This is a genomic window from Clostridium mediterraneense, from assembly GCF_900091705.1.
In the GTDB taxonomy this organism is placed as follows: domain Bacteria; phylum Bacillota; class Clostridia; order Clostridiales; family Clostridiaceae; genus Sarcina; species Sarcina mediterraneense.
Genome location: NZ_LT594785.1, coordinates 2,102,764 through 2,127,035, shown reverse-complemented (window position 1 = coordinate 2,127,035; position 24,272 = coordinate 2,102,764). Strand labels below are relative to the sequence as shown.

The window sequence follows — 24,272 nt, the reverse complement described above, 5'->3', positions numbered from 1 at the left end:
CATTTAATAATTTAGGATTTAAATATGGAGATAAAATAGTTATAGATTATAAAACAAGTTCTAAAATAAGTGCTTCATATGTATATAAAGATGGAGTTTTACAAAATTCTTATGATGTAAATAAAACTAGTGTATTTGAATTAACTCCAAGAGGACTTGTATATTTAGGAGATAGTCTTGATAGTTCTTTAGAGAATACTACTCTTAATGTAAGTACAGTTTATTCAGATGGAAAAGCAGTTACAGGAGATAAATATAATTACACAGAAACAGGTAATATTGGTGATTCTATTAATAATGAAAGCATACCTACTTTAGAAAATTATCATATAGATTATGTAACAGTTAATGGAGTGAAAACTAATATTAATCAATTACCTAAGTATTATGTAGCTAATAATATGAATATTGTTTATCACATGGCTAGCGATGGTGAATATAAATTAAATATTAATGTTAAAACTGAAGATGGAAAAGTTTTAAATACTATGCCAGTAGCTTCTTATGCTAAGGGAGATAAGATTTCAGTCGCTGATAATAATTGGGATAAAAAAGAATATAAATTAGACTATATTCTTGTGGATGGAGTAAAAACACCAGCTAATAAATTACCAGAAGTTATGCCAGATAAGAACCTTAACATAACTTATATCGTGTCACCTATAGCTAAATCAACAATAATAGTTGAAGCTATGGTTGATGGAAAAGTAATAGGTAAGCCTGTTGTAACAACAAATTATCAAGGTGAAGCTTATAAAGAGGTTGCTCCAACTTGGGATAATAGTGATTATGAGCTTAACGATATAACAGCTAATGGAGTTAAAACTTCAGAAGCAGATCTTCCAAAGGTATTTGGAGATAAAGATATTACAATAGTTTATAATTTATCACCAAAAATGATGAATGTTGGCGAAAGAGTAGTAAATCAAAATGGTGCTATTCTATATCATAATGAATATAAGCTACCATTTAATACATCAATAGTTAATATTGAAGATAAAATACCTTCAAATTATAAATTAGAAAATATAACAGTATCTAATCCAAATAATAAAGAAATAACATTAATTGCTAATAAGAATATAAATACTTATACAAATAGTAATGATGTTAAAGTTGCATTTAATGGTGAAGTAGTAAGCTATAATGTAGTTCCTATAAATGGAGAAATAACTTATGAAACACAAATAGGAAATGAAGCACCTACTAATGTTGTAAAAGAAGTTGGACAAGTTGATACTAAATCAAAAGAATATAAATTAAATATTCCTGCAGGATATGAAGTTGAATCAATAACAGTAAACGGAAAGAAAGTAGATTCAGTAAATGATTTAGATTATAAGAACAAAAAACAAGTTGTTGTTTATCATTTAGCTAAGGTATCAAGTGATAAATCTAAAGAAAATAATAAAATAGTAGACAGAAATGATAGAACAACAATAAATCATAGTAGTATTAAACAAGGTGATAATAAATCAGCGGTTAAGGCTGAAGGAAATCATAAGATAGAAAATAAACCAGTGATTAATCATAACAATCAAAATAAGTCAAGCGTTGATAAGAATGATAGCAAGTCAGCTATTAAACCTGATGAAAATCATGAATCAGGAAATACTGAAAATAAACCAGTAGTAAATCATAATAATCAAAATAAACCTAATACTGATACACATGAAGGAAGTAAAGTGAGTCCTATTAAGAAAGAACATGGTGAAGTGGTAATTAAAGTTATTGATCAAAGTGGAAAAACTATTGAAGAAGCTACTCATACTGGAGTAGTAGGACTTAAATTTAATCCTATAGTGATTCCAAGCAAAGATAAGTTAGTTAATATAACTGTAAATGGAAAGACTGTTTCAGAAAATGATGTTAAGAATGAAATAGTAAGCAATCCTGATACAGATAATACAACTATTATAATTTATAATGTAAATGTACCTGAAAAGAAAAATAATAATCAAGGAAGTAGTGTAAGTCCTAGTGATAATAAAAATATAAATAAGACTACAAATAATAAAGAAGATTCTACAAATACACATAATAATGATGTAAAACCAATAGTAAATCATAAAGAAAATAATCCTTCAAATAGTAATAAGAAAAAGATTACTGAAGATGGAAAAGTTAAAGTAGAAGTAATTACTAGTGAAGGTAAAGTATTATTAGATAGTAACTACAATGAACCAGTAGGAAGTAAAATAAGTAATATAATAATACCTAAAGGTTATAAGTTACAATCAGTATCTGCTACTGTAAATGGTAATAAGGTACAAGAAGTTCCTACTAAAGTTGAAAAAGGTGAAACTACTATTATTTATAATGTAATATCCGATCAACCAGTAGTAAATCATAATGAAGGAAGTACTGATAAACATAGCGATGCAAAACCAGTAGTAAATCATAATGAAGGAAATACTGATAAACATAGCGATGCAAAACCAGTAGTAAATCATAATAAAGAAAATACTGATAAACATAGCGATGCAAAACCAGTAGTAAATCATAATAAAGAAAATACTGATAAACATAGCGATGCAAAACCAGTAGTAAATCATAATAAAGAAAATACTGATAAACATAGCGATGCAAAACCAGTAGTAAATCATAATAAAGAAAATACTGATAAACATAGCGATGCAAAACCAGTAGTAAATCATAATAAAGAAAATACTGATAAACATAGCGATGCAAAACCAGTAGTAAATCATAATAAAGAAAATACTGATAAACATAGCGATGCAAAACCAGTAGTAAATCATAATAAAGAAAATACTGATAAACATAGCGATGCAAAACCAGTAGTAAATCATAATAAAGAAAATACTGATAAACATAGCGATGCAAAACCAGTAGTAAATCATAATAAAGAAAATACTGATAAACATAGCGATGCAAAACCAGTAGTAAATCATAATAAAGAAAATACTGATAAACATAGCGATGCAAAACCAGTAGTAAATCATAATAAAGAAAATACTGATAAACATAGCGATGCAAAACCAGTAGTAAATCATAATAAAGAAAATACTGATAAACATAGCGATGCAAAACCAGTAGTAAATCATAATAAAGAAAATACTGATAAACATAGCGATGCAAAACCAGTAGTAAATCATAATAAAGAAAATACTGATAAACATAGCGATGCAAAACCAGTAGTAAATCATAATAAAGAAAATACTGATAAACATAGCGATGCAAAACCAGTAGTAAATCATAATAAAGAAAATACTGATAAACATAGCGATGCAAAACCAGTAGTAAATCATAATAAAGAAAATACTGATAAACATAGCGATGCAAAACCAGTAGTAAATCATAATAAAGAAAATACTGATAAACATAGCGATGCAAAACCAGTAGTAAATCATAATAAAGAAAATACTGATAAACATAGCGATGCAAAACCAGTAGTAAATCATAATAAAGAAAATACTGATAAACATAGCGATGCAAAACCAGTAGTAAATCATAATNAGCTATAATGTAGTTCCTATAAATGGAGAAATAACTTATGAAACACAAATAGGAAATGAAGCACCTACTAATGTTGTAAAAGAAGTTGGACAAGTTGATACTAAATCAAAAGAATATAAATTAAATATTCCTGCAGGATATGAAGTTGAATCAATAACAGTAAACGGAAAGAAAGTAGATTCAGTAAATGATTTAGATTATAAGAACAAAAAACAAGTTGTTGTTTATCATTTAGCTAAGGTATCAAGTGATAAATCTAAAGAAAATAATAAAATAGTAGACAGAAATGATAGAACAACAATAAATCATAGTAGTATTAAACAAGGTGATAATAAATCAGCGGTTAAGGCTGAAGGAAATCATAAGATAGAAAATAAACCAGTGATTAATCATAACAATCAAAATAAGTCAAGCGTTGATAAGAATGATAGCAAGTCAGCTATTAAACCTGATGAAAATCATGAATCAGGAAATACTGAAAATAAACCAGTAGTAAATCATAATAATCAAAATAAACCTAATACTGATACACATGAAGGAAGTAAAGTGAGTCCTATTAAGAAAGAACATGGTGAAGTGGTAATTAAAGTTATTGATCAAAGTGGAAAAACTATTGAAGAAGCTACTCATACTGGAGTAGTAGGACTTAAATTTAATCCTATAGTGATTCCAAGCAAAGATAAGTTAGTTAATATAACTGTAAATGGAAAGACTGTTTCAGAAAATGATGTTAAGAATGAAATAGTAAGCAATCCTGATACAGATAATACAACTATTATAATTTATAATGTAAATGTACCTGAAAAGAAAAATAATAATCAAGGAAGTAGTGTAAGTCCTAGTGATAATAAAAATATAAATAAGACTACAAATAATAAAGAAGATTCTACAAATACACATAATAATGATGTAAAACCAATAGTAAATCATAAAGAAAATAATCCTTCAAATAGTAATAAGAAAAAGATTACTGAAGATGGAAAAGTTAAAGTAGAAGTAATTACTAGTGAAGGTAAAGTATTATTAGATAGTAACTACAATGAACCAGTAGGAAGTAAAATAAGTAATATAATAATACCTAAAGGTTATAAGTTACAATCAGTATCTGCTACTGTAAATGGTAATAAGGTACAAGAAGTTCCTACTAAAGTTGAAAAAGGTGAAACTACTATTATTTATAATGTAATATCCGATCAACCAGTAGTAAATCATAATGAAGGAAGTACTGATAAACATAGCGATGCAAAACCAGTAGTAAATCATAATGAAGGAAATACTGATAAACATAGCGATGCAAAACCAGTAGTAAATCATAATAAAGAAAATACTGATAAACATAGCGATGCAAAACCAGTAGTAAATCATGATAAAGAAAATACTGATAAACATAACGATGCAAAATCAGTAGTAAATCATAATGAAGGAAATACTGATAAACATAGCGATGCAAGACCAGCAGTAAATCATAATGAAGGAAATACTGATAAACATGGCGATGCAAAACCAGTAGTAAATCATAATGAAGGAAATACTGATAAACATGGCGATGTAAAACCAGTAGTAAATCACAATGAAGGAAATACTGAGAATCATAATGATGCTAAACCAGTAGTAAATCAAGATGGAAATGCTATTGATAATGGAAATATAAATTCAGGAGTAAGTCATAGTAATAGCAATTCAGAAACTGTTAATAAAGGAAGTAATGGAGAAACTGTTAATAAAACAGGATTACCAGACACTGGATTAAACAACACAGAAGATGGATTTGGTATATTAGCTGGAATAATGGCGGCTATAGCAGCTCTAAGAATTTTCAGAAGAAAAAAATAATTAATAGATTGTTTTAAATAAAAAAGAACCTATATAATGGGATTTCATTATATAGGTTCTTTTTATTAGTTAAAAATATTTATTTAATCTATAAGACCATACTTCATTTTCATATATGCATATATTGGAATACCAATCATTATTAATAGGAAACCATATAAAACAGTAGTTGCTCCTGAAGCATATATTGCCCATACACAGAATATAAATCCAAGACTTGGTCTTATAAGAGCTGTTAATTTAGCAAAGATTGATTTTTTTTCTTTTATATTTATTAATAGTACTATTTCAGAAATTGTTGAAATTGCATATACAGGTAAATATGATAATGTTGAAAGTAGTACTATAAAGTTATAAGCTCCATTTAATCCTTTAAAGAAGTTTAATAGTAATAATAAGTTTATACATATTGAACCAATGATAAGTGATATATATGGAGTATTGTATTTTGGATGAAGCTTTGCAAAAACTTCAGGGAATAATTTATCTTTACCAGCAGCATAAGCAGCTCTACCTGTTGATAATAACCATAATATTGATGAACCACAGATACTTAAAGCTATTGCTATATTTAAATATAGCATAGATTTATTTCCAAGAACTTTACCCATTATTGCTGAAAGTGGATCAGCACTGTTAGCAAGCTCTGCTTGGGTCATATTTCCCATTGATAATATTGTTATAGCTATATAAAATGCAAGAGCTATAAGTAAACCAAGTATTGTACTAAGTTTAACATTTCTTTTAGGATTTTTTATTTCACCTGAAGCTACAGAAGCTGTTTCAATTCCTTCAAATGCCCAAAATGTTACAGCAGCAGCCATTGGAATACTACTTACCCCATGTCCAGCTGGGAATAGTGGTCCTATATTAGCAGAATCAAAGTGGCCTGATGCTAATATTACAAATAATATTAATATAATAAGTTTTATTGCTATAAGAACTGTTCCTACTTTACCAGCTGATTTAGCACCTTTTATATTTATAAAAGTAAATAGCCAAAGTATTGCAGAACATAATAAAAATCCTACTATTGGGTTATTACCTATGAAAGGAATAACCTGTCCTAAATATTTTAAGATAACTATAAATAGAGTAGCGTTACCAATCCAACAACCATTCCAATAAAGCCAAGCAGTCATAAATCCTGTAAAGTTACCAAAACTTCTTTTTGAATATTCAACAACACCACCACTTACAGGCATTTTTGAACCAAGATTTGCAAATGTCATAGCAAGTATTATTGCTCCAATTCCTGTTATAATCCAAGCTGAGATACTAGCACTAGCACCAGTAACTTGAGCAAGTTGAGATGGAATAACAAAAATTCCAGCACCAATAATATTACTAAAAACAAGTGCTGTAGCTACAATAAGTCCTATTTCTTTTTTTAGTTCTTTACTTTTTTCCATTGTAGTTTCCTCCATCAACATTTTTTATCATTAGTTTAAATAAATTTCGTACACTCTAATCTTATATCAGTTTATCACTTTATCATACTAAAGTAAAGGGGAATAAATTAAATAATATTTTGAATATAAAATTAGCTTAATATATTATAAAGTAAAAGTATAAAATAAATAATAAATTAAAGATATGTATAATATATTGAGATAAAATTTTCTCTTTGATACAATAGAATCTGAGTCTTGAAGTGGAAGGGGAAGAGGAAATGGAATATGTTAATGATATTAATATAGTAGAAGCTGTTATTCATATTTTAGATAATAATAATGATGAAGCAATTTTAAATAATTATAAATTAGAACTTACAGATGATATATATAAATTTTTATATAAACATATAGAAAAATGTTTTAGAGATGAAGATCTTAGATATGCTATTTTTAATCCAGAGAAGAGAGTAGTTAAGGAAATTGCACAGGATTATCTTAAAGGACTGAATCCTGATATAGTTGAAGTTTCACAAGAAATAGCTAAACAATTATTTTACATAATGAGAGCGAATAGTAGTATTCCTAGTTGTGATTTAATTACAGTTTCTATATCAACAGATTTAGGACCTATGCTTGGAATTCTAAAAATGGATTATGTTAAAAATTTTACTCATAAAGTAGATTTTATAGATAATAAGCTTGGCATAGGGATTGTAGAGCAACAAGCAGGACTTCCAGCATCAAGCCAAAAAGTTCAAAAATGTGCGTTTATAAAGCCTCTTAGAGAAAATCAAGAAGTAGACTTAATGGTTATAGATAAACAAAGAAGAGATAAAGATGGTGAAGACTATGGAGCAAATTACTTTATGGATCATTATCTTGGATGCACTGTTATAGCTAATGAAAGAGATATGACTAAAACATTTATGAAGGCAGCAGAAAGTTGGACTAGAACTAATGTTACTGATGATGCAGCAAAGGCTGTTGAAGTTAGAAAGGCTATTAAAAATAAACTTAAAGAAGAAGAAGTTATTAATGTTAATGAAGTAGCTAGAGAAATATTTAAAGAAGAACCAGAGGTTCAAAGAAGCTTTAATGATTATATGGAGTCACAAGGTGTTGAAAGAGATGTAGCTATTGATAAAGCCTTTGTAGAGAAAAAACTTAAAAAGGTTAGATTAAATGTAGATAAAGAAATAGATATTTATTTAGCAGATGAAGCTTATCATGATAATGATAAATTTGAAATTGTTAGAAATGGTGATGGAACCATAAATATAGTTATAAAAAGAGTTAAAAATTATATAGAAAAATAAAAAAAGCTATCTCAGATGAGATAGCTTTTTTAACTTATTCTTTTAAACTAGTTCATTCCGTTTTCTGAACCTAAGATTGTATCAATCTTGTTTTCAACTAAAGCTTGGATATCTTTTCTAGCTTCTCCAAGATAAGCTCTTGGGTCGAATACTTCTGGTTTTGTTCCGAATACTTTTCTGATAGCAGCTGTCATAGCAAGTCTTATATCAGTATCCATGTTAATCTTACATACAGCCATTGATGAAGCCTTTCTTAACATTTCAACTGGAATTCCCTTAGCGTTAGCTATTTTTCCACCAAATTCGTTACATGTAGCAACTGTAGCTGGATCAACAGCTGAAGCTCCGTGTAATACTATTGGGAATCCTGGTAATCTCTTTTGGATTTCTTCTAATATTTCGAATTTTAATTCTGGTTTAGCATCTGGTGCAAACTTAACTGCTCCGTGTGATGTTCCGATAGCGATAGCTAATGAGTCAACTCCTGTTCTTTCAACGAATTCTACAGCTTCGTCAGGGTTTGTGTAGATGTGTTCATCAGCAACAACATCATCTTCAACTCCAGCAAGAACTCCAAGTTCAGCTTCAACAACAACTCCTCTAGCGTGAGCATAGTCAACAACTTCCTTTGTTAATTTAACGTTTGTTTCAAAATCGTAGTGTGATCCATCAAACATAACTGATGTAAATCCAGCATCTATAACTTCCTTAACTGCTTCTATATTTGGACCGTGGTCTAAGTGTAAAGCTATATCAATTCCACTTTCTTCAGCAGCGATTTCAACCATTTGTTTTAAATATTTTGCTCCTGCGTATTTGATAGCTCCTGTTGAACATTGTAAGATAACTGGTGAGTTTTTAGCCTTACATGCAGCTATAATACCTTGAAGTATTTCCATATTATTTATATTGAAAGCTCCTATTGAGTATCCACCTTCGTAAGCTTTCTTAAACATTTCTTTTGTAGTAACTAATGCCATATTGGTACCACCTTTCACTAATTAATAATTTTTTTATATAAAGGGTCTTAAAGAGACCCGCTGGGACTGCTACCCTATAGCTCTATTATAAACCAATATTGATTTAATTACTAGTAGTTAATAGAATTTTATTATTTTACATTATATTTTGTATTTTTATTTGTTGTAATGACTTTATAGTTCTTATGTAAGATTCTATAGTGCTTACAGAAGCAAGACTTTCAATTGTATCTTTTTCTTTAATATATGCAATAAGTTTAGAAACTTCATTATCAAGAAGATCTAAAGTTTCATGACTTATATAAACAGAGAGTATTCCATAGTATTTTTCAACATAAGTCATAAGCTCTGAAGCAGTTTTAGCTGCAATATCCCACTCAGGAGAAGTTGTATCATCTTTATCAATTTTATCTATACAATTTTCGATTGTATTACAGTAATTAAATTCAGTTTTACATACTTTCATTAATAAATTATGTGAAAAGAATACAAAACCAAACAAAGTTAAAAATAAAATTACTGAAAAGATAGTTTTTTTCATATAATATCAGTTCCTTTTTCATAGTCTTTTTTAGTTTCAATATAAAATTTATTATCAGATCTTAAAATTACTAAAAATAATTCCTTCATAGGAGGAGCCCCTATTTTTTTTAACTCTTTACAAAGCCAATTTTGATCTTTTTTTATTTCTTTTAAAGAAGTATATACAAATTGACCTTCTATATAGAGGATTCTTGGTAAAACTTTTTCTTTAACTTGAATTTTTAGATCTTTCTTTGTGACAGGTGAATCATCTTCTTTTGGAAAGACTGATACAGTTCCATCATTTTCAAGAATTGCAAATTGAACTTGATTTATATCTAGAATACCCTTTGTACGAAGAGCACTTAAAATATCATCTATTGCTATCTTTTGTTTAGTCATATTTTGGATTTCAAGCCTTCCATCTTTTATTAGTAGTACAGGAGTACCATCTAAAAATCGTCTTACATTAGCACTTTTAAGTTGGAGTTGGGTTAATATTATCTTTATCATAAGTAATGTAACCATAGGTATTATTCCTAAAAGTAAAGGTAGACGAGGATCTTGCATAGGGAGTGATGCAAGGTCTGATAACATAATTGTTATTACAAGTTCATATGGTTGAATTTCTCCTATTTGTCTTTTACCCATAAGACGGATAACTAATATTACAAAAAAATATAAAATAACAGTTCTTATAAAAATATTAAACATAAAAACTTCCTCCTTATATAGGGTAGTTTAACAAGTAAGGAAATATTTTATACAAAAATAGGTTCATTTTAAAAGGGAATACTATACTATAAATTAAATACAAAATTAAGATATCAAAAGGGTGAAGTGTATGAGTAAAAAAGTATATATAAGTAATAAAGATATAAAGTCAGGAAATAAGTTAATTTTTGCAGACCTTCTTCCTGATGATTATATTGCATCTAAGGTTCCTATAATTTTAGCTAAACAAGGTGATGATTATTATGAGCTTGGTAGAGAAGTGGAGAATGAAGGATGGGTAGAATTTATAGATATATCTAATATAATTGGTATGGAGGCTTATAAAAGAACAGCACAATTTATTTTTATAAAAGCTGCTTTAGATATATTTAATAATGCAAAAATTACAATAGAACATTCAATTGATAAAGGAATATATGGTGAGATATATAAAGATACACCATTAAAAGAAGATGAATTAAAACTTATAAAGAGTAGAATGGATGAATTAATATCTAAGAATATAAAAATAGAAAAAGAAAAAGTTAGTAAAGAGAGAGCTATGAAGATATTTAAGTCTTATGGAATGGAAGATAAAATAAGACTTATTAAGTATGTAGAAAGTGATGAGTTAAAGCTTTATAAAATAGAAGATAGGTATGATTATTTTTATGGAGATATGGCTTATTCAACAGGAGCTTTAAAAACCTTTGACTTGAAATTTTATAATACAGGGTTTGTTATAAGACTTCCTAGAACTAATAACCCAACTATACTTAATCCTTTTAAGGAGCAAAGAAGTTTATATAGTGTTTTTAAAGAAACAGCTAAATGGTTTAATATACTTGGAGTAGATGATGTTGGAGCTTTAAATGAAAAATTAGATAATGGAGAAATTACAGATATAATAAGAGTTTCAGAAGCTCTTCATGAAAAGAAAATTGCGATGATTGCTGATAAATTTAGTGATAAAAAAGAAGCAAAAATAATACTTGTTGCAGGTCCATCTTCTTCAGGTAAGACTACTTTTACAAAAAGATTAGGTATACAGCTTAGAGTTAATGGTTTAAAGCCTGTAATGATATCTCTAGATGATTATTTTATAGATAGGGATAAAACACCTTTAGGTGAAGATGGAAAGCCAGACTTTGAAGCTCTTGAAGCTTTAGACTTAAAATTATTTAATCAGAATTTATCTGATCTTTTAAAAGGAAAGGAAGTTGAAATTCCAGTTTATAATTTTAAGACAGGAAAAAGAGAGTGGTGTGGAAATAAAGTTAAGCTTGGAGATGATGGTGTTTTAGTAGTAGAAGGAATACATGGATTGAATGATAATCTAACTTTAAGTATTGATGATAAGTTTAAATTTAAAATATATATATCTGCCTTAACTCAGCTTAATTTAGATAATCATAATAAGATTTCAACAACTGATGTTAGAAAGGTGAGGAGAATAGTTAGAGATAGCTTATCTAGAGGAAATGGGGCTGAAAGAACCTTGAGTATGTGGCCGTCTATTAAAAGAGGAGAAGAAAAAAATATATTTGTTTATCAAGAAGAAGCTGATGTTATGTTTAATTCTACATTAGTTTATGAGCTTTCAGTATTAAAGCAATTAGCATTGAAGGAGCTTTCTAAGATTGATACAGATAGTGAGATATATTGTGAAGCTAAGAGACTTAAGAAATTTTTAGGGTTCTTTAAAGAAATAGATTTTAAGGAGGTACCAGATAATTCTATTTTAAGAGAATTTATTGGTGGAAGCTGTTTTTATAAATATTAAAAAATAAGGAATTAAGATATATTGAAACTTTTCAACATATCTTAGTTCCCTTTTTTATTTAAATTACATTCTATTATATATTTGTTTTAAGAATAGTACCTCATTTATAATCTCATCATATTTAGAGATATATAGAAATAAGGAATCTATCATATAGGAGCGAGGATTTTCTTTTATATATTCTTCATTTAGCGCATCTAAAGCTCCAAGAAGTTCACCCCTATTTATTATAGTTAAAGAATCTTTTATTTTAGCTTTTATTTTAGAAAGCATATAGTTCCATTCGTTTAATAAAAAGTCCTTATCTAGTAATGAGTCAAAATTCATATTAAAACAGTGCATACTATTTTCTGGGATTAAAGAAATTTTATTTTTATGTGTATTTATTAAGGATATTATAGATGTTACTATAAAATTTGAAACTTCACGTAAATCCTTAACTATAAATTGTTTTATTACAAAGATATGAGCAAATTCTTTTACTAGTGCAGCTAAACAGAAGGTAATATCTAAAGTAATATCTTTAATTTCATCTTCAAAGGTTTCAGTTAAAATTTGTTTAAACCAATTTAGCATAAATAATTTACTCTCTAAAAAAACTTTTTTAAATTTATCTTTATTATTTAAAGATTGATTTTGAAAAATCATCATAGAAAATTCTTTTTTATCTGAAAGATCATTTAGGAAGATGAATATTTTTTCTGAAAACTTTTCTATTTTAGTAAGATTGGTATTAGAATTAATACTTTCTACAGAAATAGCAAGTTGCTTATTTAAATGTTTAATTATGTCTATTAATATATCTTCTTTAGAAGCAAAGAATTTATAGATAGTAGCTTTTGAAATATTACAGTAAGATGCTATATCTTGAACTGAGGTTGAGGCATAGCCTTTAATTGAAAATAAATAAATAGAAGCATTTATTATTTCATATTTTTTTTCATATGTTAAATCCATAAGTATCCCTTCTTTGTGTTTGAAGAATAATTATAATCATTTATTAAGTAAAATTCTTATAATTTTAAATTATAGTTGTAATAATTATTTTAGTCAAACGATTCGAATTTTATGTTATAAAATGTAACAAAAGTAATATTTATGGTATAATTAAGTTAATTGTTTATTATTATGAGAAATAAAACTATGGTATGTAGAGGTGTAAGGATGGAGAGAAGGGAATGTTTAAGGTTAGATGGATATTTACAAGCCATGGCAGATATTCAGTCTATGTCAGATAGTGGGGTAAGATATAATTTTTCATTTAATAAAATAGATTTTATAGAAAGTCCTGAAGAAAGTTTTAGAATTTATTGTGAGGGCTATATAAAGAATGATAGAAGACCTAGGACAAGTAGTGCATGGATAAATTTAGGAAAGACTGAAGAGGAGAGAATTAATAAGTTTATTGATAAAAGTTATAATATACTTTTAAAATTCAATTCTATTAATAAATTTGATACAGAACTTGATTATGCTCTAAGAGTATGGGTGACTAATAAGGTAGTTAGATATAGTGAAAATAAAGATAAGACACAGCTTAATTCATATATTTTAAATTATATAGTTGATGAACTTGGTTTAAATGTAAAAAAACATTGGAAGTTAAATTGCGATAGCGATTTTATATATGATACATTTTTCTATAATGTAAGTGATATATATATATTAAAAATAGAGGGAGAATATTTCCTTTTAAGATTTGGGTTAGAGTATATATAAAGATATAGAGTTATATAGTTTTTAATTTTCTAATAAAATAGAGGCTACAAATTTAGATTTATTTGTAGCCTCTATTTTTATTAATATTTATTTTAATAGTATATAAATTAAAGTTCTTCATTATTTATAACATAACGTTTAATAGTTTCTAGAACACCGTTTTCTGCATGATGAGGTGCAACAAAGTTAGCATGAGCTTTTACATCATCTAAAGCATTATCCATAGCAAAGCTATATTTTGCAGATTGTAGCATTTCTATATCATTGTAGTTATCACCAAATACCATTGTTTCATCAGGTGATATTCCAAACTTTTCTTGAATAGATTTAACTCCAAATCCTTTATTAACTCCAGGGCTTATCATGTGAAGCCAGAATCCCATTGAAACAGATAATTTTAATCTATCTCCAAATTTTTCATTAAATATCTTATAAGAATTGTTCATTGCACCAGCAAAATCACAAATACTAAGTTTAACTACTGGAGCTGTTACTTTCTTTAAGTCATCTATAAATTCAACATTTTTATAGAAGTTTTTAGCTGTATTCATTAATTCAGTATTATGTCCTTCTATGTAAGCAATATCTTCTGTACAAAGTAATAAATCAAAATTTCTTTCTCTTGCTAGGTGTATAACTTCAGAAACTAAGATCTTACTTATTTCGCTTTTATAAATTACATTTTCTTTATATGTAGCACAACTTCCATTTTCAAAGATAAATACCATTTCATCTTTAACTGAATCAAATTGTTCTTTTAGAATATCTTTTTGTCTTCCACTAGCAACTGCAAAAAGAATATCCTTTTCTTTTAATTTTTTAAATATTTCAAAGAATTCAGGATTTAACTCTTCTTTTTCATTTAATAGAGTTCCATCCATATCTGTAGCTATTAATTTTATCATAAGTGCCTCCATTTTATCTTTTGTTTGATCTTTTTAATTATAACACAGAAGTATTTGGAGTATTTTTAACAATAATTTGAATTTTCATTATTTAATAATAATTATTAGATGATAATTATTAAAAATAAGTTAAAATTATAAATAGGAAAAATTTATGTATATAAATTTACAACTTAAACAAACTAATCATAGATATTGATAATAAATTTTTCAGGAGGATTCTTATGAAATTGATAAGTAAAATAATAGGCTTTATTATTTGTTTATGTTTGTCGATAAGTTTTATTTCATGTATGCAAGTAAAAAAAGAAGACGTTATGAATGAATTAGATAGAGGGGAATATTCTAAAGTATTAAATGATATGAATGGTCTTAGTGTTCAAGAAAGAAAGCAAGTTCAAGATAGTGCTATAAATAAGATATCAGATATAACTCAAGGAGTTAAAAGTGGTAAAATAATGTATTCAGATGCAATACAAGATTTGAATGATTTAAGAAAGATAGTCCCACAGCAAGACGAATCTAAAGTAACTGATGCGATACAATATGTAAGGAGTTTAGAAAACCAAGGTCAGGTTAAATAATTAATATTTTAACATTATAATAAGATTAAAGCTTCTATAAAAACCAAAAATCCAGAAGTTTACTTCTGGATTTTTGATTAACTCTGCATATTGCGTTTGTTTCTTGGAATTTGAGAGAGATTAGTTATAACCTATAACATATTATATAGCTAATATTAAATGTAGGCTTAACAATTATATTACAATACAGCTAATTAAAGATTAAATAATTCAATTTTAATATTTAAAATGTTTATGGAAGAAGTGGAATAAATAGGATAAGTAAAAAGCTAAGAATAAAAGCAAAATGACATTATTACTAGTTTTAAAGTTTTTTTCTTAGTAAGGTGAATTTAAAATATAAGAACTTTTTAGAAGATATATAGTTTAATTATCTATAATAATTTAAATATAGAAATGATGATAGATATTTCTTGTAATAATTATAGAAAACTTATGTTATTATAAATTCACACAGTTGTTTATTTATTTTTTAAAATCCCCTTTATAACTATAAGATATAATTATATTACAAACGAAAGAGCCCTGCTTATAAAATGAGTTTATCATTTCATAAGTCAAGGCTCTTTTTTGTGTAGGTAGAAATTAAAAGTTTTTAATTTTCTCTTACATTTAGTAGTTTCTCTAAAATCTAAAAAATAATTCATAAAAAATAAAATTAATAAATTATTTTTTAGATTTGCTATAATTATATTATTATTGTTTATAATTAAAGATATAATCTGAGATGGAGGGGAAAACTTTGAATAGAGCTAGAATTATATTAAATAAATTCTTTGGTTATAGTAGCTTTAAAGAAGGTCAGGGAGAAGTTATAAGTAATATATTAAGTGGAAGAGATAGTTTTTGTATTTTACCGACAGGTGGGGGGAAATCAATATGCTATCAAATACCAGCATTATTATTTGAAGGCTTAACTTTAGTTATAAGTCCCTTAATATCACTTATGAAGGATCAGGTTGATTCTGTTCGTGAGGTAGGAATAAGTGCAGAGTATATAAATTCATCCCTTTCATTAGATGATATAGATGATATTATTTTAAAAGCTAAAAAACAAGAAATTAAGCTTTTATATGTAGCTCCTGAAAGATTAGATTCAGAGTTTTTTATTAAAAGATTAGAAAAGATAAATATAAGTCAGATAGCAATAGATGAAGCTCATTGTGTTTCTATTTGGGGACATGATTTTAGAAAGAGTTATAGAAATATAGCTCCATTTATAAATAGATTAAAGAAAAGACCAATTGTTACGGCTTTTACAGCAACAGCTACAAAAGAAGTTTCAGAGGATACAATAAAACTTTTAGAGCTTAAGAGTCCATTTATATATAGAGGTTCTTTTAATAGAGAAAATTTAGAGATAAATATTTATAAGGAAGAAGATAAATTAGATTTTATAACTTCATTTATTAGAGGAAATGAAGATAAGGCAGGAATTATTTATTGTCAAACAACAAAAGAAGTTGAAGGTTTATACAATTATTTATCTGATAGAGGATTTTATTTATCTAAATATCATGGGAAAATGAATTCTAATGATAAGAATAAAAATCAAGAAGCTTTTTTAAATGAGGATACTAATATAATAATTGCAACTAATGCTTTTGGTATGGGAATTAATAAATCTAATGTAAGATATATAATTCATTTTGATTTACCTAAAAATTTAGAGAGTTATTATCAAGAGATAGGTAGGGCAGGAAGAGATGGAGAAAAGGCTAAATGTTATCTTATGTATAATAGAGAAGATATATCTATAATAGAATATCTAATTAATACTACTATTGAATTTGATAGAAGAGAGTTTGAGCTTAGAAAATTACAAAATATGATTAACTTTTGTGAATATAATGGTTGTTATAGATATTTTATATTAAATTATTTTGGGCAAAATAGCTCAGTTGATTATTGTAATTCATGTAGTAACTGTTTAAATAATAATGAACTTAGAGATATGACTGTTGAAGCACAAAAGATTTTATCTTGTATTTATAGAACATATGAAAAGGTTGGAGAAGGAGTACTTGTAGATATATTAAGAGGTGTTAGAGGACCTAAAATTGAAAAAAATAAGTATTTTGAATTATCAACCTTTGCAATAATGTCTGAGTATTCAGGGAATTTAATTAGAAGTATAATTTCAGAACTTATAAAGAATGGTTATTTAGATAGAAAAGAAAATACATATTCTATGATGAAATTAAATAACAGATCATTAGATATTTTAAAAGGTAAGGAGCAAGTCTTTTTAAAATTAGAGGAAAATAGTACAGATATTTGTCTTGATGAAGCTTTATTTAAGAAGTTTAGAATTCTTAGAAAGGATTTAGCGAGAAAAGAAGGGGTAAAACCATATATTATTTTTACTGATAATATTTTAATAGAGATAGTTAATAGATTACCTAAAAATAGAGAAGAACTTGCTTTAATTCCTGGTATGGGAGAGGAGAAACTTAGAAAATATACTCCATTTATTTTAACTATATTAAGGGATTATGAGAAATATAAAAAATAAAATATAGTGATTGTTATAAAAATATTAAAAATAGAGATAATATAGTTATTAAACAAAATATGTAAAAAGAGGAGATACAATGTTTTTTATGAAAAATATAAAAAAAATTATTTGTGTGTCTTGCATTTTGTTTATAGTTATATTTATCTCTTTTTTTTATAGCTTTATTTATGTAGAAGGGAAATCTATGGAAAACTTACTTGTTAATGGTGAAATTCTTATAGTAAATAAAAATTATGATTTTTCAGAGGCTAAAAGAGGGGATATAGCTATAATGAATATAGACTATTTAGGTGAAAAAATTAAAATAGTTAAAAGAATAATAGGTATTGAAGGAGATAAAGTATCTTTTAAGAATAATAAATTATATATAAATGATATAAAAATAGATGAACCATATATAAAAGAAGCAATGCAAACTGAAGACTTAACATATACTGTTCCTAAAGGTCATATTTTTGTTTTAGGAGATAATAGAAATATAAGTTTAGATAGTAGATATGAAAAGGTTGGAATGATAGATTTTTCTGAAGATATATATGGAAAAGTTATTTATAGTTTAACAAATTTTAAGAAAATAGGATAAAAGTTTAGTATATAGACACTAGAACTTGAGAGTGCTTTACATTATAATAGATTAGTAAAAAAAATATACATATTATATAGTAGGAATTATTAAAACAATAATAAGTAATTTTTAGGTATTTTAATGGACATATACCACTTATAGAAAAAATAAAAGATGGGAGAACAGAATGTATTCAGGAACGGATAGAGGAAGAGAAGTTATAAATGCGATTGAAGCGTTTGTAAAAAATACAAACTTTATTGGAAGAAAAGTGTGGTCCAATATAAAAGAAGAAGCAGATGTTTTTGAGCTTGTTTCAGGAGAAGATAAAGTATGGTGTTCATTTATAGAATTACCTAAAGCAGGAGAAGGCACTCCAAATAGAAAAGTAATATATCTTGGTCTACCAACACAAGGTAAAGAGATAGTACAGGTAATGGATCTTTGTGTACCTTATGAATTTTCAAAAAGATATAGTGCAAGGGTTTATGAATGTGAAGAGGATATAGAACTTAGAATTTACGGAAAGTTTAGCATAGGAAGAAAGTGCTATAAAGCTGATGTGTTTATCAATTATTTAAAAGATAATGGATATGCAAATGAGGTAAGAGTAGATTCAGAACATAAAGAATATGTTAGAATACTACAAATAGATAAGGACTTAAACTTTAACTTAGAGAGTATAGAAAAAAGATTTAATAAATGGGTTAGAGTAGTTAATGAATATAAAAAATATTATGAGGAATTATGTGCCTAATATGTAGGGATTTGTCTTATGAAAGACAAATCCTTTTTATTTTTTATTTTGCAGGAAACCCTGTATATTAATTTTATTGAAAATATTCACAGGTATTTTTAATTTTATTTATGTAAACTAATAAGATTATATAGATTTTATTAATTTTTTAATATAAATGTTGACAAAAGAATTTTAGTGAATTTATGTAAAGTAGACTTTAATATTTACCCTGATATAATTAGTTTAAGAAATGATTATGTTAACAAAAGATATGATTTTGAGGTGATAACAAATGACAAAAGATAAGGTCATAGAGAATACTGCTACCTTTTTAGTTTCTGTTACATATTTAGTTATAGCTATTTATTTTTTAGGTAAACAGAATTTATTAGTTGTAGGTTTTGGTATATTTCTTGTAATGGCCGTTTCAAATAAGGATTTCGCGAGAAAGCCTTTAAAAGCTATAATAAATATAACTCTTTATACAATAATGATAGGAGTATTACCTTATTTGGCAACGCTAAATCTTTATACAAGTCTTATAGTAAATTTTATAGGATTATTCGTTATAATGTTCTTATTATTTTATTCACTTAAAAAGACAATTTATTTTCCATTTTTAATTGGGTATGCATACTTTTTAGCTTATCCTGCCCATGGAAAAGTATTTGAATTAAGAATAATAGGTCTTATAGCTGTAGCTATCATAACATGTTTATATCAATTTATATTAAGTAAGCTTAAAAAGACAAATATTGTTTTAGATAATTTAAATACAGTGATTTCATTATTATCTGTAGACCTTGATAATATGATTAAGAATAAAGATAATAAAACTTCAACAGTAAATTTCGAAAAAGCTAGTTTAGATTGGAGTCAAGATTTACTACAATATAGGAATAATAATTTTTATTTAGATAATGAAGAAGATATAGAACTTAGTATAATATCAGTTTTAGAGAAATTAAAAGATAGATTTGAAGAAATCAGAATAGATGGAAAAGAAGTTTTACAAGATAGTAAAATACTTATAGATATCTTAGATAAGTATATAAAAAAGAATACTACTAAGGAAGAAGTAGAAAAGGTTTTTGAAAACTTTAATCAAAAATATAATAATGATACAGATTTATTAGTTGATATTTTTGAAATTAAAGAAAGTTTAGGTATTCTAAAGAAGCTTATAATAGAGCTTTATGATATAGAATATGGAAAAGTTAAGGTTAAAAGTACACCAAAACTTGCTGACTATATTGCTTATGAAAAACTTTTATTAAGAGATTTTCATATGGGTTCTGCAAGATTTAGATTTGCATTCAGAACAGCTTTCTTAATTTCAATTACTTATTTTATAGTAGAATACTTCCACATAGATATGGGAGACTGGATATTCTTTACTATCGCATCTGTAAACCAACCATATTCAGATACAATAAATGCAAGAGGTATGGACAGAATTAAGGGAACAATAATGGGAGGACTTGTATTCTATGTACTTTCATTTATATTCCCAACATTTAATGGTAGATTATTTATAATATTAGTTGGTATATATTTAATACCATATACAGTAGATGTGTATAAGTATAGAGTAGCTTTAATTACAATGACAATTATATCACTTGTAACAATGTCTAATAATCATGTTGCTTTTATTACAGAAAGGAGAATATTCTTTGTTATAATAGGTGTAATAATAGTATTTATAGCAAATAAGTTAATATTCCCTTATAGCTTAAAGAGAGATACAGAAGCTTTACTTGATATGTATTATGATATTTGTAATTTAGCATTTACTAAAACAGCACAACTTCATGATGAAAAAATAGATCAAGAAATAAAGAATCTTATTTTAAGAGCTAAAGTAATTGAAAATAGAATTCTTTTAAATAATATTTCTATGGAACATACTAATCTTGTTGAATTTATTGATGAAGGAAAAAATCTATTAAGTTCAATTTATAGTATTATAGATAGAGTAGACTATTCAGACATTACTCTTAATGAAAATAAAGATGAAAGAGCTAAAAAAATAGAAGAAATGAAGCAAGAAATATTAGAACAAACTGGATATTCATCAGAAGAAGAAATCTATAATAATATAGTTAAAAAGTACTTCAAGTGTACTCAAAAAAGAAGTGAAAGATTAATATATAGAGATATCTATAAGATAGTTTTAGAACAAAAGAAATTTAAAACTTTAAAAGAAAATTTAGTATATTAAATAAAAATAAGCTAACAAATATGTTAGCTTATTTTTTTATTTAAATTGAGTTTATCTTAATATGAGTTTGGATTAATTTGTAAAAAATATTTTCTGTATAAATAAATTATTAATTAGATTTAAAATTTTATTTAAAAATTTGTTTTGCAGAATTTTTATAAGTGATTTTATAGTATAATGAGAAAACAATAAGTGATATAAATTATAAATTAGTGGATTATTTTATATTATTAATCATTTATTATAAAAAAAGGATTAAAAGAATAAATTTTACTAAATATTTAATAAAAGATATATAAAGAAAAGTTTTTTTGAACAAATAGTAAAAAAATAATAAGAAAAGACTTTTATTCAAGTATCTTGGTTATAATGAAAATATAGATTAAAAAAACATATATTAATAAAAATTTTTAAGTTATACAGTAAGAAAATCTTAAAAAATTAAAAACTATGGATAAAATATTAGGAGGGATGAGTATGTTTCCACAAATAGGGGTGTCAGCTATTTTTATACTTATTATTTTTGCTATGGCTGGAATTGTACTTTTTTATAAAGATGGGAAGCTTGCAGCAGATTATAGGGTATATTCAGTAGTAATTATATTTGCATTATTTTTAGTAGTTATAGCGTTTATGTCAAAAAAACAGCCTGATATAGATAAATATATAGCAATAATAGGAGGAGCTACATTCTTAGGTGCTCTAGTAATAAAAAAGAGAACAGCTTTTTTATCAAATATAATGTTAATAATATCAATGAGTATTAATATAGTAGTAGCTTTATTATAGATATAATAATAAATTGAAATTTTGGTCATGATAATAATTGTAAAATTAGTATCATGACTTTTTATTTTGATGGAAATTTTAACTTATATGCCTATAATCTTTAAGATTATAGGTATATAATATAGTTTGCGCATATTGAAAATTTAATAAAATTAAGGAGGAAGTCATTATGATAGAGGTTAAAGATGTTGTTAGAGAATATAAGATGGGTAAAGAAACAATAACAGCTCTTAATAAAGTTTCTTTAAAGATAGATGATGGCGAATTTGTTGCTATTGTAGGACCTTCAGGTTCAGGAAAATCAACTTTAATGCATATAGTTGGAGGTCTTGATACACCAACAAGTGGTCAGGTTTTATTTGATGGAAAAGATATTTCAGGGTATAAAGATAAAGCTATGTCAAAGTTTAGAAATCAAGAAATAGGATTTGTTTTTCAAGCTTTCAATTTAGAAAATACTCAAACTGCATTAGAAAATGTTATGATGCCATTAATTTTCTCAGGGATGTCAAAGAGTCAAAGAAAAGTTAAGGCTATGAAAGCATTAGAACAAGTAGAGCTTGCACATTTAGCAAAGCATAAACCAAATGAAATGTCAGGTGGACAAAGACAAAGAGTTTCTATAGCTAGAGCCTTAGTTAATGATCCAAAGATAATATTTGCGGATGAGCCAACAGGAAATCTAGATTCAAAAACTGGAGAAAATATAATGAGTCTTTTTCATAATTTAAATAGAAAAGGTTATACATTTATTATGGTTACACATAATCCAGAAGAGGCGGCAAAAGCAAAGAGAGTAGTTCAAATAAAAGATGGTAATATAATCAGTGACTCTAAGAATAGTGAGGATGTGATTTAAAATGAGATTTTCAGATAATATCTCTATGGCTTTTAGTGATTTGGGGAGAAGAAAGAAAAGAACATTTCTTACATCACTAGGAGTTACTATTGGTTCTATTTTAATTCTTTTAATGGTTTCACTTGGATTAATGATAAAAGGATTTTTAGTAGATACAGTAAACAGTGGTTCAAATACTAAAACTGTTTCATTAGAAGCAATAAGAGCTGGAGCAGTTATGCCAGATAATCCACAACAAGCTGTAAAAGAAATGCCAGATTGGTTTAAAAAGAACTTTAAAATTATTAATGATGAAAGTTTAGAGAAGATATCTAAATTAAATGATATTGAAGGAATAGAAGCTTACATAGGTGGGAATCTTGCTAAGATAAAAATTGGAGATAAAGTTTATTATGGTAATTTTCCTATCAAAGGATATGATTTAAAATATGATATATATTTTGAAAGTGATGTTAATAATGCAAAGAGTTCATCTAAAGATTTAAACTTTAAACCTATAATAGCAGGAACAAAATTAAATAGTTCTGATAAAGATGGAATTTTAGTTGGAGAGTCTCTTTTAGAAAAGATAGGAGTTACAGACCCAAGTAGCATTATAGGTAAAAAATTAACATTTGAAATAGATAATATAAATGGAAAGCCAGTAGCTCCTCTTAATAAGACATTTACTGTTGTAGGAGTAGAAAGTAAATATATGCCTGATGGAGATAACTTTGTTATGAGTGCAAAAAATGCAGCAGATATAGTTGGCTTCTTACAATATACTCCTAATTTTATGAAAACTTATGGATATAATGGAGCAAATATAGAAGCTAAGAACTTAGGTGATGTTTCAAAGTTACAAAAATCAATAGAGGATTTAGGGTATATGACAACTTCTAATCAATCAAAAGCAGAAGCTATTAATAAGAATTTTGAAGATATAACTCTTACTTTATCAATTCTTGGAATAATAGTACTTTTAGTTTCAGCAATAGGAATAGTAAATACTATGATTATGGTAGTTTCTGAAAGAACAAAAAGTATTGGTGTTATGAAATCAGTTGGAGCAAGTAATTCTCAAATAAGATTAATGTTTATAGTTCAATCAGGAGTTATAGGATTTGTTGGTGGAGTTATTGGTTCTATAATAAGTATTGGATTATTTAGAATAATAAGTGCAGTAGTTAAAGAATCTATAGAAAAACAAGGGCAATCTGTAAATCTTATAAGTAATATACCTTGGTGGCTTGTTCTTGCAACAATAGTATTCTCTATTATTATTTCTATGATTGCAGGAGTTTATCCAGCTAGCAAGGCTGCAAAGCTTGATCCAATCGAAGCATTAAGACAGTAGGAAGGAGGAATA

At 26.4% G+C, this 24,272-nt stretch carries 18 protein-coding genes; 12 read left to right on the top strand and 6 right to left on the bottom strand.

From position 1 onward, the window contains the following. The first annotated feature begins 3,858 nt into the window (after nt 1–3,858). The gene (locus BN8917_RS11845; protein WP_066874668.1) at nt 3,859–5,310 is read left to right on the top strand and encodes a hypothetical protein; all 1,452 of its coding nucleotides are present in this window, start codon (nt 3,859–3,861) and stop codon (nt 5,308–5,310) included. 83 nt (nt 5,311–5,393) lie between these two features. On the opposite strand, the gene BN8917_RS11840 is transcribed toward BN8917_RS11845, so the two are convergent. Then, entirely contained in the window at nt 5,394–6,722 is a 1,329-nt protein-coding gene (locus BN8917_RS11840) for an APC family permease (protein ID WP_066874666.1), read from the bottom strand. 260 nt (nt 6,723–6,982) lie between these two features. Between BN8917_RS11840 and BN8917_RS11835 the strand changes: the two genes are divergently transcribed. Continuing rightward, the gene (locus tag BN8917_RS11835; RefSeq protein WP_066874664.1) at nt 6,983–8,023 is read left to right on the top strand and encodes a nucleoid-associated protein; all 1,041 of its coding nucleotides are present in this window, start codon (nt 6,983–6,985) and stop codon (nt 8,021–8,023) included. 47 nt (nt 8,024–8,070) lie between these two features. Here the strand turns inward: BN8917_RS11835 and fba are convergent, their stop codons facing one another. The 3 genes from fba to BN8917_RS11820 all read right to left on the bottom strand — a co-directional run bounded on the left by fba (nt 8,071) and on the right by BN8917_RS11820 (nt 10,239). Continuing rightward, nucleotides 8,071–9,003, bottom strand: a complete 933-nt coding sequence (gene fba, locus BN8917_RS11830) for a class II fructose-1,6-bisphosphate aldolase (RefSeq protein WP_066874663.1) — start codon at nt 9,001–9,003, stop codon at nt 8,071–8,073. Between the two features lie 136 nt (nt 9,004–9,139). Continuing rightward, entirely contained in the window at nt 9,140–9,544 is a 405-nt protein-coding gene (locus BN8917_RS11825; protein ID WP_066874661.1) for a DUF4363 family protein, read from the bottom strand. Continuing rightward, complete coding sequence (locus BN8917_RS11820; RefSeq protein ID WP_066874660.1) at nt 9,541–10,239, bottom strand: DUF421 domain-containing protein; 699 nt, start codon at nt 10,237–10,239, stop codon at nt 9,541–9,543. Before BN8917_RS11820 ends, BN8917_RS11825 begins: the two co-directional genes overlap by 4 nt. A gap of 130 nt (nt 10,240–10,369) precedes the next feature. Between BN8917_RS11820 and BN8917_RS11815 the strand changes: the two genes are divergently transcribed. Then, nucleotides 10,370–12,022, top strand: a complete 1,653-nt coding sequence (locus BN8917_RS11815; protein ID WP_066874659.1) for a nucleoside kinase — start codon at nt 10,370–10,372, stop codon at nt 12,020–12,022. A gap of 63 nt (nt 12,023–12,085) precedes the next feature. Here BN8917_RS11815 and BN8917_RS11810 read toward each other — a convergent pair whose 3' ends face one another. Further along, nucleotides 12,086–12,979: a TetR/AcrR family transcriptional regulator gene (locus BN8917_RS11810; RefSeq protein WP_066874658.1), complete on the bottom strand. Its 894-nt coding sequence runs from the start codon at nt 12,977–12,979 to the stop codon at nt 12,086–12,088. A 171-nt stretch (nt 12,980–13,150) separates the two neighbouring features. On the opposite strand from BN8917_RS11810, the gene BN8917_RS11805 reads away from it, so the two are divergent. Beyond that, nucleotides 13,151–13,741, top strand: coding sequence for a hypothetical protein (locus BN8917_RS11805; protein WP_207644770.1), 591 nt, complete (start codon nt 13,151–13,153; stop codon nt 13,739–13,741). A 107-nt stretch (nt 13,742–13,848) separates the two neighbouring features. Here BN8917_RS11805 and BN8917_RS11800 read toward each other — a convergent pair whose 3' ends face one another. Further along, on the bottom strand, nt 13,849–14,646 hold the full coding sequence (locus BN8917_RS11800) for a Cof-type HAD-IIB family hydrolase (RefSeq protein ID WP_066874656.1): 798 nt from the start codon (nt 14,644–14,646) through the stop codon (nt 13,849–13,851). A 224-nt stretch (nt 14,647–14,870) separates the two neighbouring features. Between BN8917_RS11800 and BN8917_RS11795 the strand changes: the two genes are divergently transcribed. The 8 genes from BN8917_RS11795 to BN8917_RS11760 all read left to right on the top strand — a co-directional run bounded on the left by BN8917_RS11795 (nt 14,871) and on the right by BN8917_RS11760 (nt 24,260). Beyond that, a complete protein-coding gene (locus tag BN8917_RS11795) occupies nt 14,871–15,230 on the top strand; it encodes a hypothetical protein (RefSeq protein ID WP_066874653.1) in 360 nt (119 codons plus the stop codon). Between the two features lie 742 nt (nt 15,231–15,972). Continuing rightward, entirely contained in the window at nt 15,973–17,745 is a 1,773-nt protein-coding gene (gene recQ, locus BN8917_RS11790; RefSeq protein ID WP_235830008.1) for a DNA helicase RecQ, read from the top strand. 79 nt (nt 17,746–17,824) lie between these two features. Then, a complete protein-coding gene (gene lepB / locus BN8917_RS11785) occupies nt 17,825–18,331 on the top strand; it encodes a signal peptidase I (RefSeq protein ID WP_084748631.1) in 507 nt (168 codons plus the stop codon). 169 nt (nt 18,332–18,500) lie between these two features. After that, nucleotides 18,501–19,070 carry a hypothetical protein gene (locus BN8917_RS11780; protein ID WP_066874648.1) on the top strand — a complete coding sequence of 190 codons (570 nt, stop codon included), beginning with the start codon at nt 18,501–18,503 and terminating at the stop codon, nt 19,068–19,070. Between the two features lie 274 nt (nt 19,071–19,344). Then, complete coding sequence (locus BN8917_RS11775; protein WP_066874646.1) at nt 19,345–21,276, top strand: FUSC family protein; 1,932 nt, start codon at nt 19,345–19,347, stop codon at nt 21,274–21,276. 477 nt (nt 21,277–21,753) lie between these two features. Next, nucleotides 21,754–22,065, top strand: a complete 312-nt coding sequence (locus BN8917_RS11770; RefSeq protein WP_066874644.1) for a hypothetical protein — start codon at nt 21,754–21,756, stop codon at nt 22,063–22,065. A gap of 169 nt (nt 22,066–22,234) precedes the next feature. Beyond that, nucleotides 22,235–22,924 carry an ABC transporter ATP-binding protein gene (locus BN8917_RS11765; RefSeq protein WP_066874642.1) on the top strand — a complete coding sequence of 230 codons (690 nt, stop codon included), beginning with the start codon at nt 22,235–22,237 and terminating at the stop codon, nt 22,922–22,924. Between the two features lies 1 nt (nt 22,925). Next, nucleotides 22,926–24,260 carry an ABC transporter permease gene (locus tag BN8917_RS11760; RefSeq protein WP_066874641.1) on the top strand — a complete coding sequence of 445 codons (1,335 nt, stop codon included), beginning with the start codon at nt 22,926–22,928 and terminating at the stop codon, nt 24,258–24,260. Nucleotides 24,261–24,272 lie beyond the last annotated feature (12 nt).

Excerpts from the sequence above, each read along its gene's own strand:
- BN8917_RS11815 (WP_066874659.1), top strand. The coding sequence starts at position 10,370 with ATGAGTAAAAAAGTATATATAAGTAATAAAGATATAAAGTCAGGAAAT.
- BN8917_RS11775 (WP_066874646.1), top strand. The coding sequence starts at position 19,345 with ATGACAAAAGATAAGGTCATAGAGAATACTGCTACCTTTTTAGTTTCT.
- BN8917_RS11760 (WP_066874641.1), top strand. The coding sequence starts at position 22,926 with ATGAGATTTTCAGATAATATCTCTATGGCTTTTAGTGATTTGGGGAGA.
- BN8917_RS11820 (WP_066874660.1), bottom strand. The coding sequence starts at position 10,239 with ATGTTTAATATTTTTATAAGAACTGTTATTTTATATTTTTTTGTAATA.
- BN8917_RS11805 (WP_207644770.1), top strand. The coding sequence starts at position 13,151 with ATGAGAAATAAAACTATGGTATGTAGAGGTGTAAGGATGGAGAGAAGG.
- BN8917_RS11835 (WP_066874664.1), top strand. The coding sequence starts at position 6,983 with ATGGAATATGTTAATGATATTAATATAGTAGAAGCTGTTATTCATATT.
- fba (WP_066874663.1), bottom strand. The coding sequence starts at position 9,003 with ATGGCATTAGTTACTACAAAAGAAATGTTTAAGAAAGCTTACGAAGGT.
- lepB (WP_084748631.1), top strand. The coding sequence starts at position 17,825 with ATGTTTTTTATGAAAAATATAAAAAAAATTATTTGTGTGTCTTGCATT.
- BN8917_RS11810 (WP_066874658.1), bottom strand. The coding sequence starts at position 12,979 with ATGGATTTAACATATGAAAAAAAATATGAAATAATAAATGCTTCTATT.
- BN8917_RS11765 (WP_066874642.1), top strand. The coding sequence starts at position 22,235 with ATGATAGAGGTTAAAGATGTTGTTAGAGAATATAAGATGGGTAAAGAA.
- BN8917_RS11780 (WP_066874648.1), top strand. The coding sequence starts at position 18,501 with ATGTATTCAGGAACGGATAGAGGAAGAGAAGTTATAAATGCGATTGAA.
- BN8917_RS11840 (WP_066874666.1), bottom strand. The coding sequence starts at position 6,722 with ATGGAAAAAAGTAAAGAACTAAAAAAAGAAATAGGACTTATTGTAGCT.
- BN8917_RS11795 (WP_066874653.1), top strand. The coding sequence starts at position 14,871 with ATGAAATTGATAAGTAAAATAATAGGCTTTATTATTTGTTTATGTTTG.
- BN8917_RS11770 (WP_066874644.1), top strand. The coding sequence starts at position 21,754 with ATGTTTCCACAAATAGGGGTGTCAGCTATTTTTATACTTATTATTTTT.
- BN8917_RS11825 (WP_066874661.1), bottom strand. The coding sequence starts at position 9,544 with ATGAAAAAAACTATCTTTTCAGTAATTTTATTTTTAACTTTGTTTGGT.
- BN8917_RS11800 (WP_066874656.1), bottom strand. The coding sequence starts at position 14,646 with ATGATAAAATTAATAGCTACAGATATGGATGGAACTCTATTAAATGAA.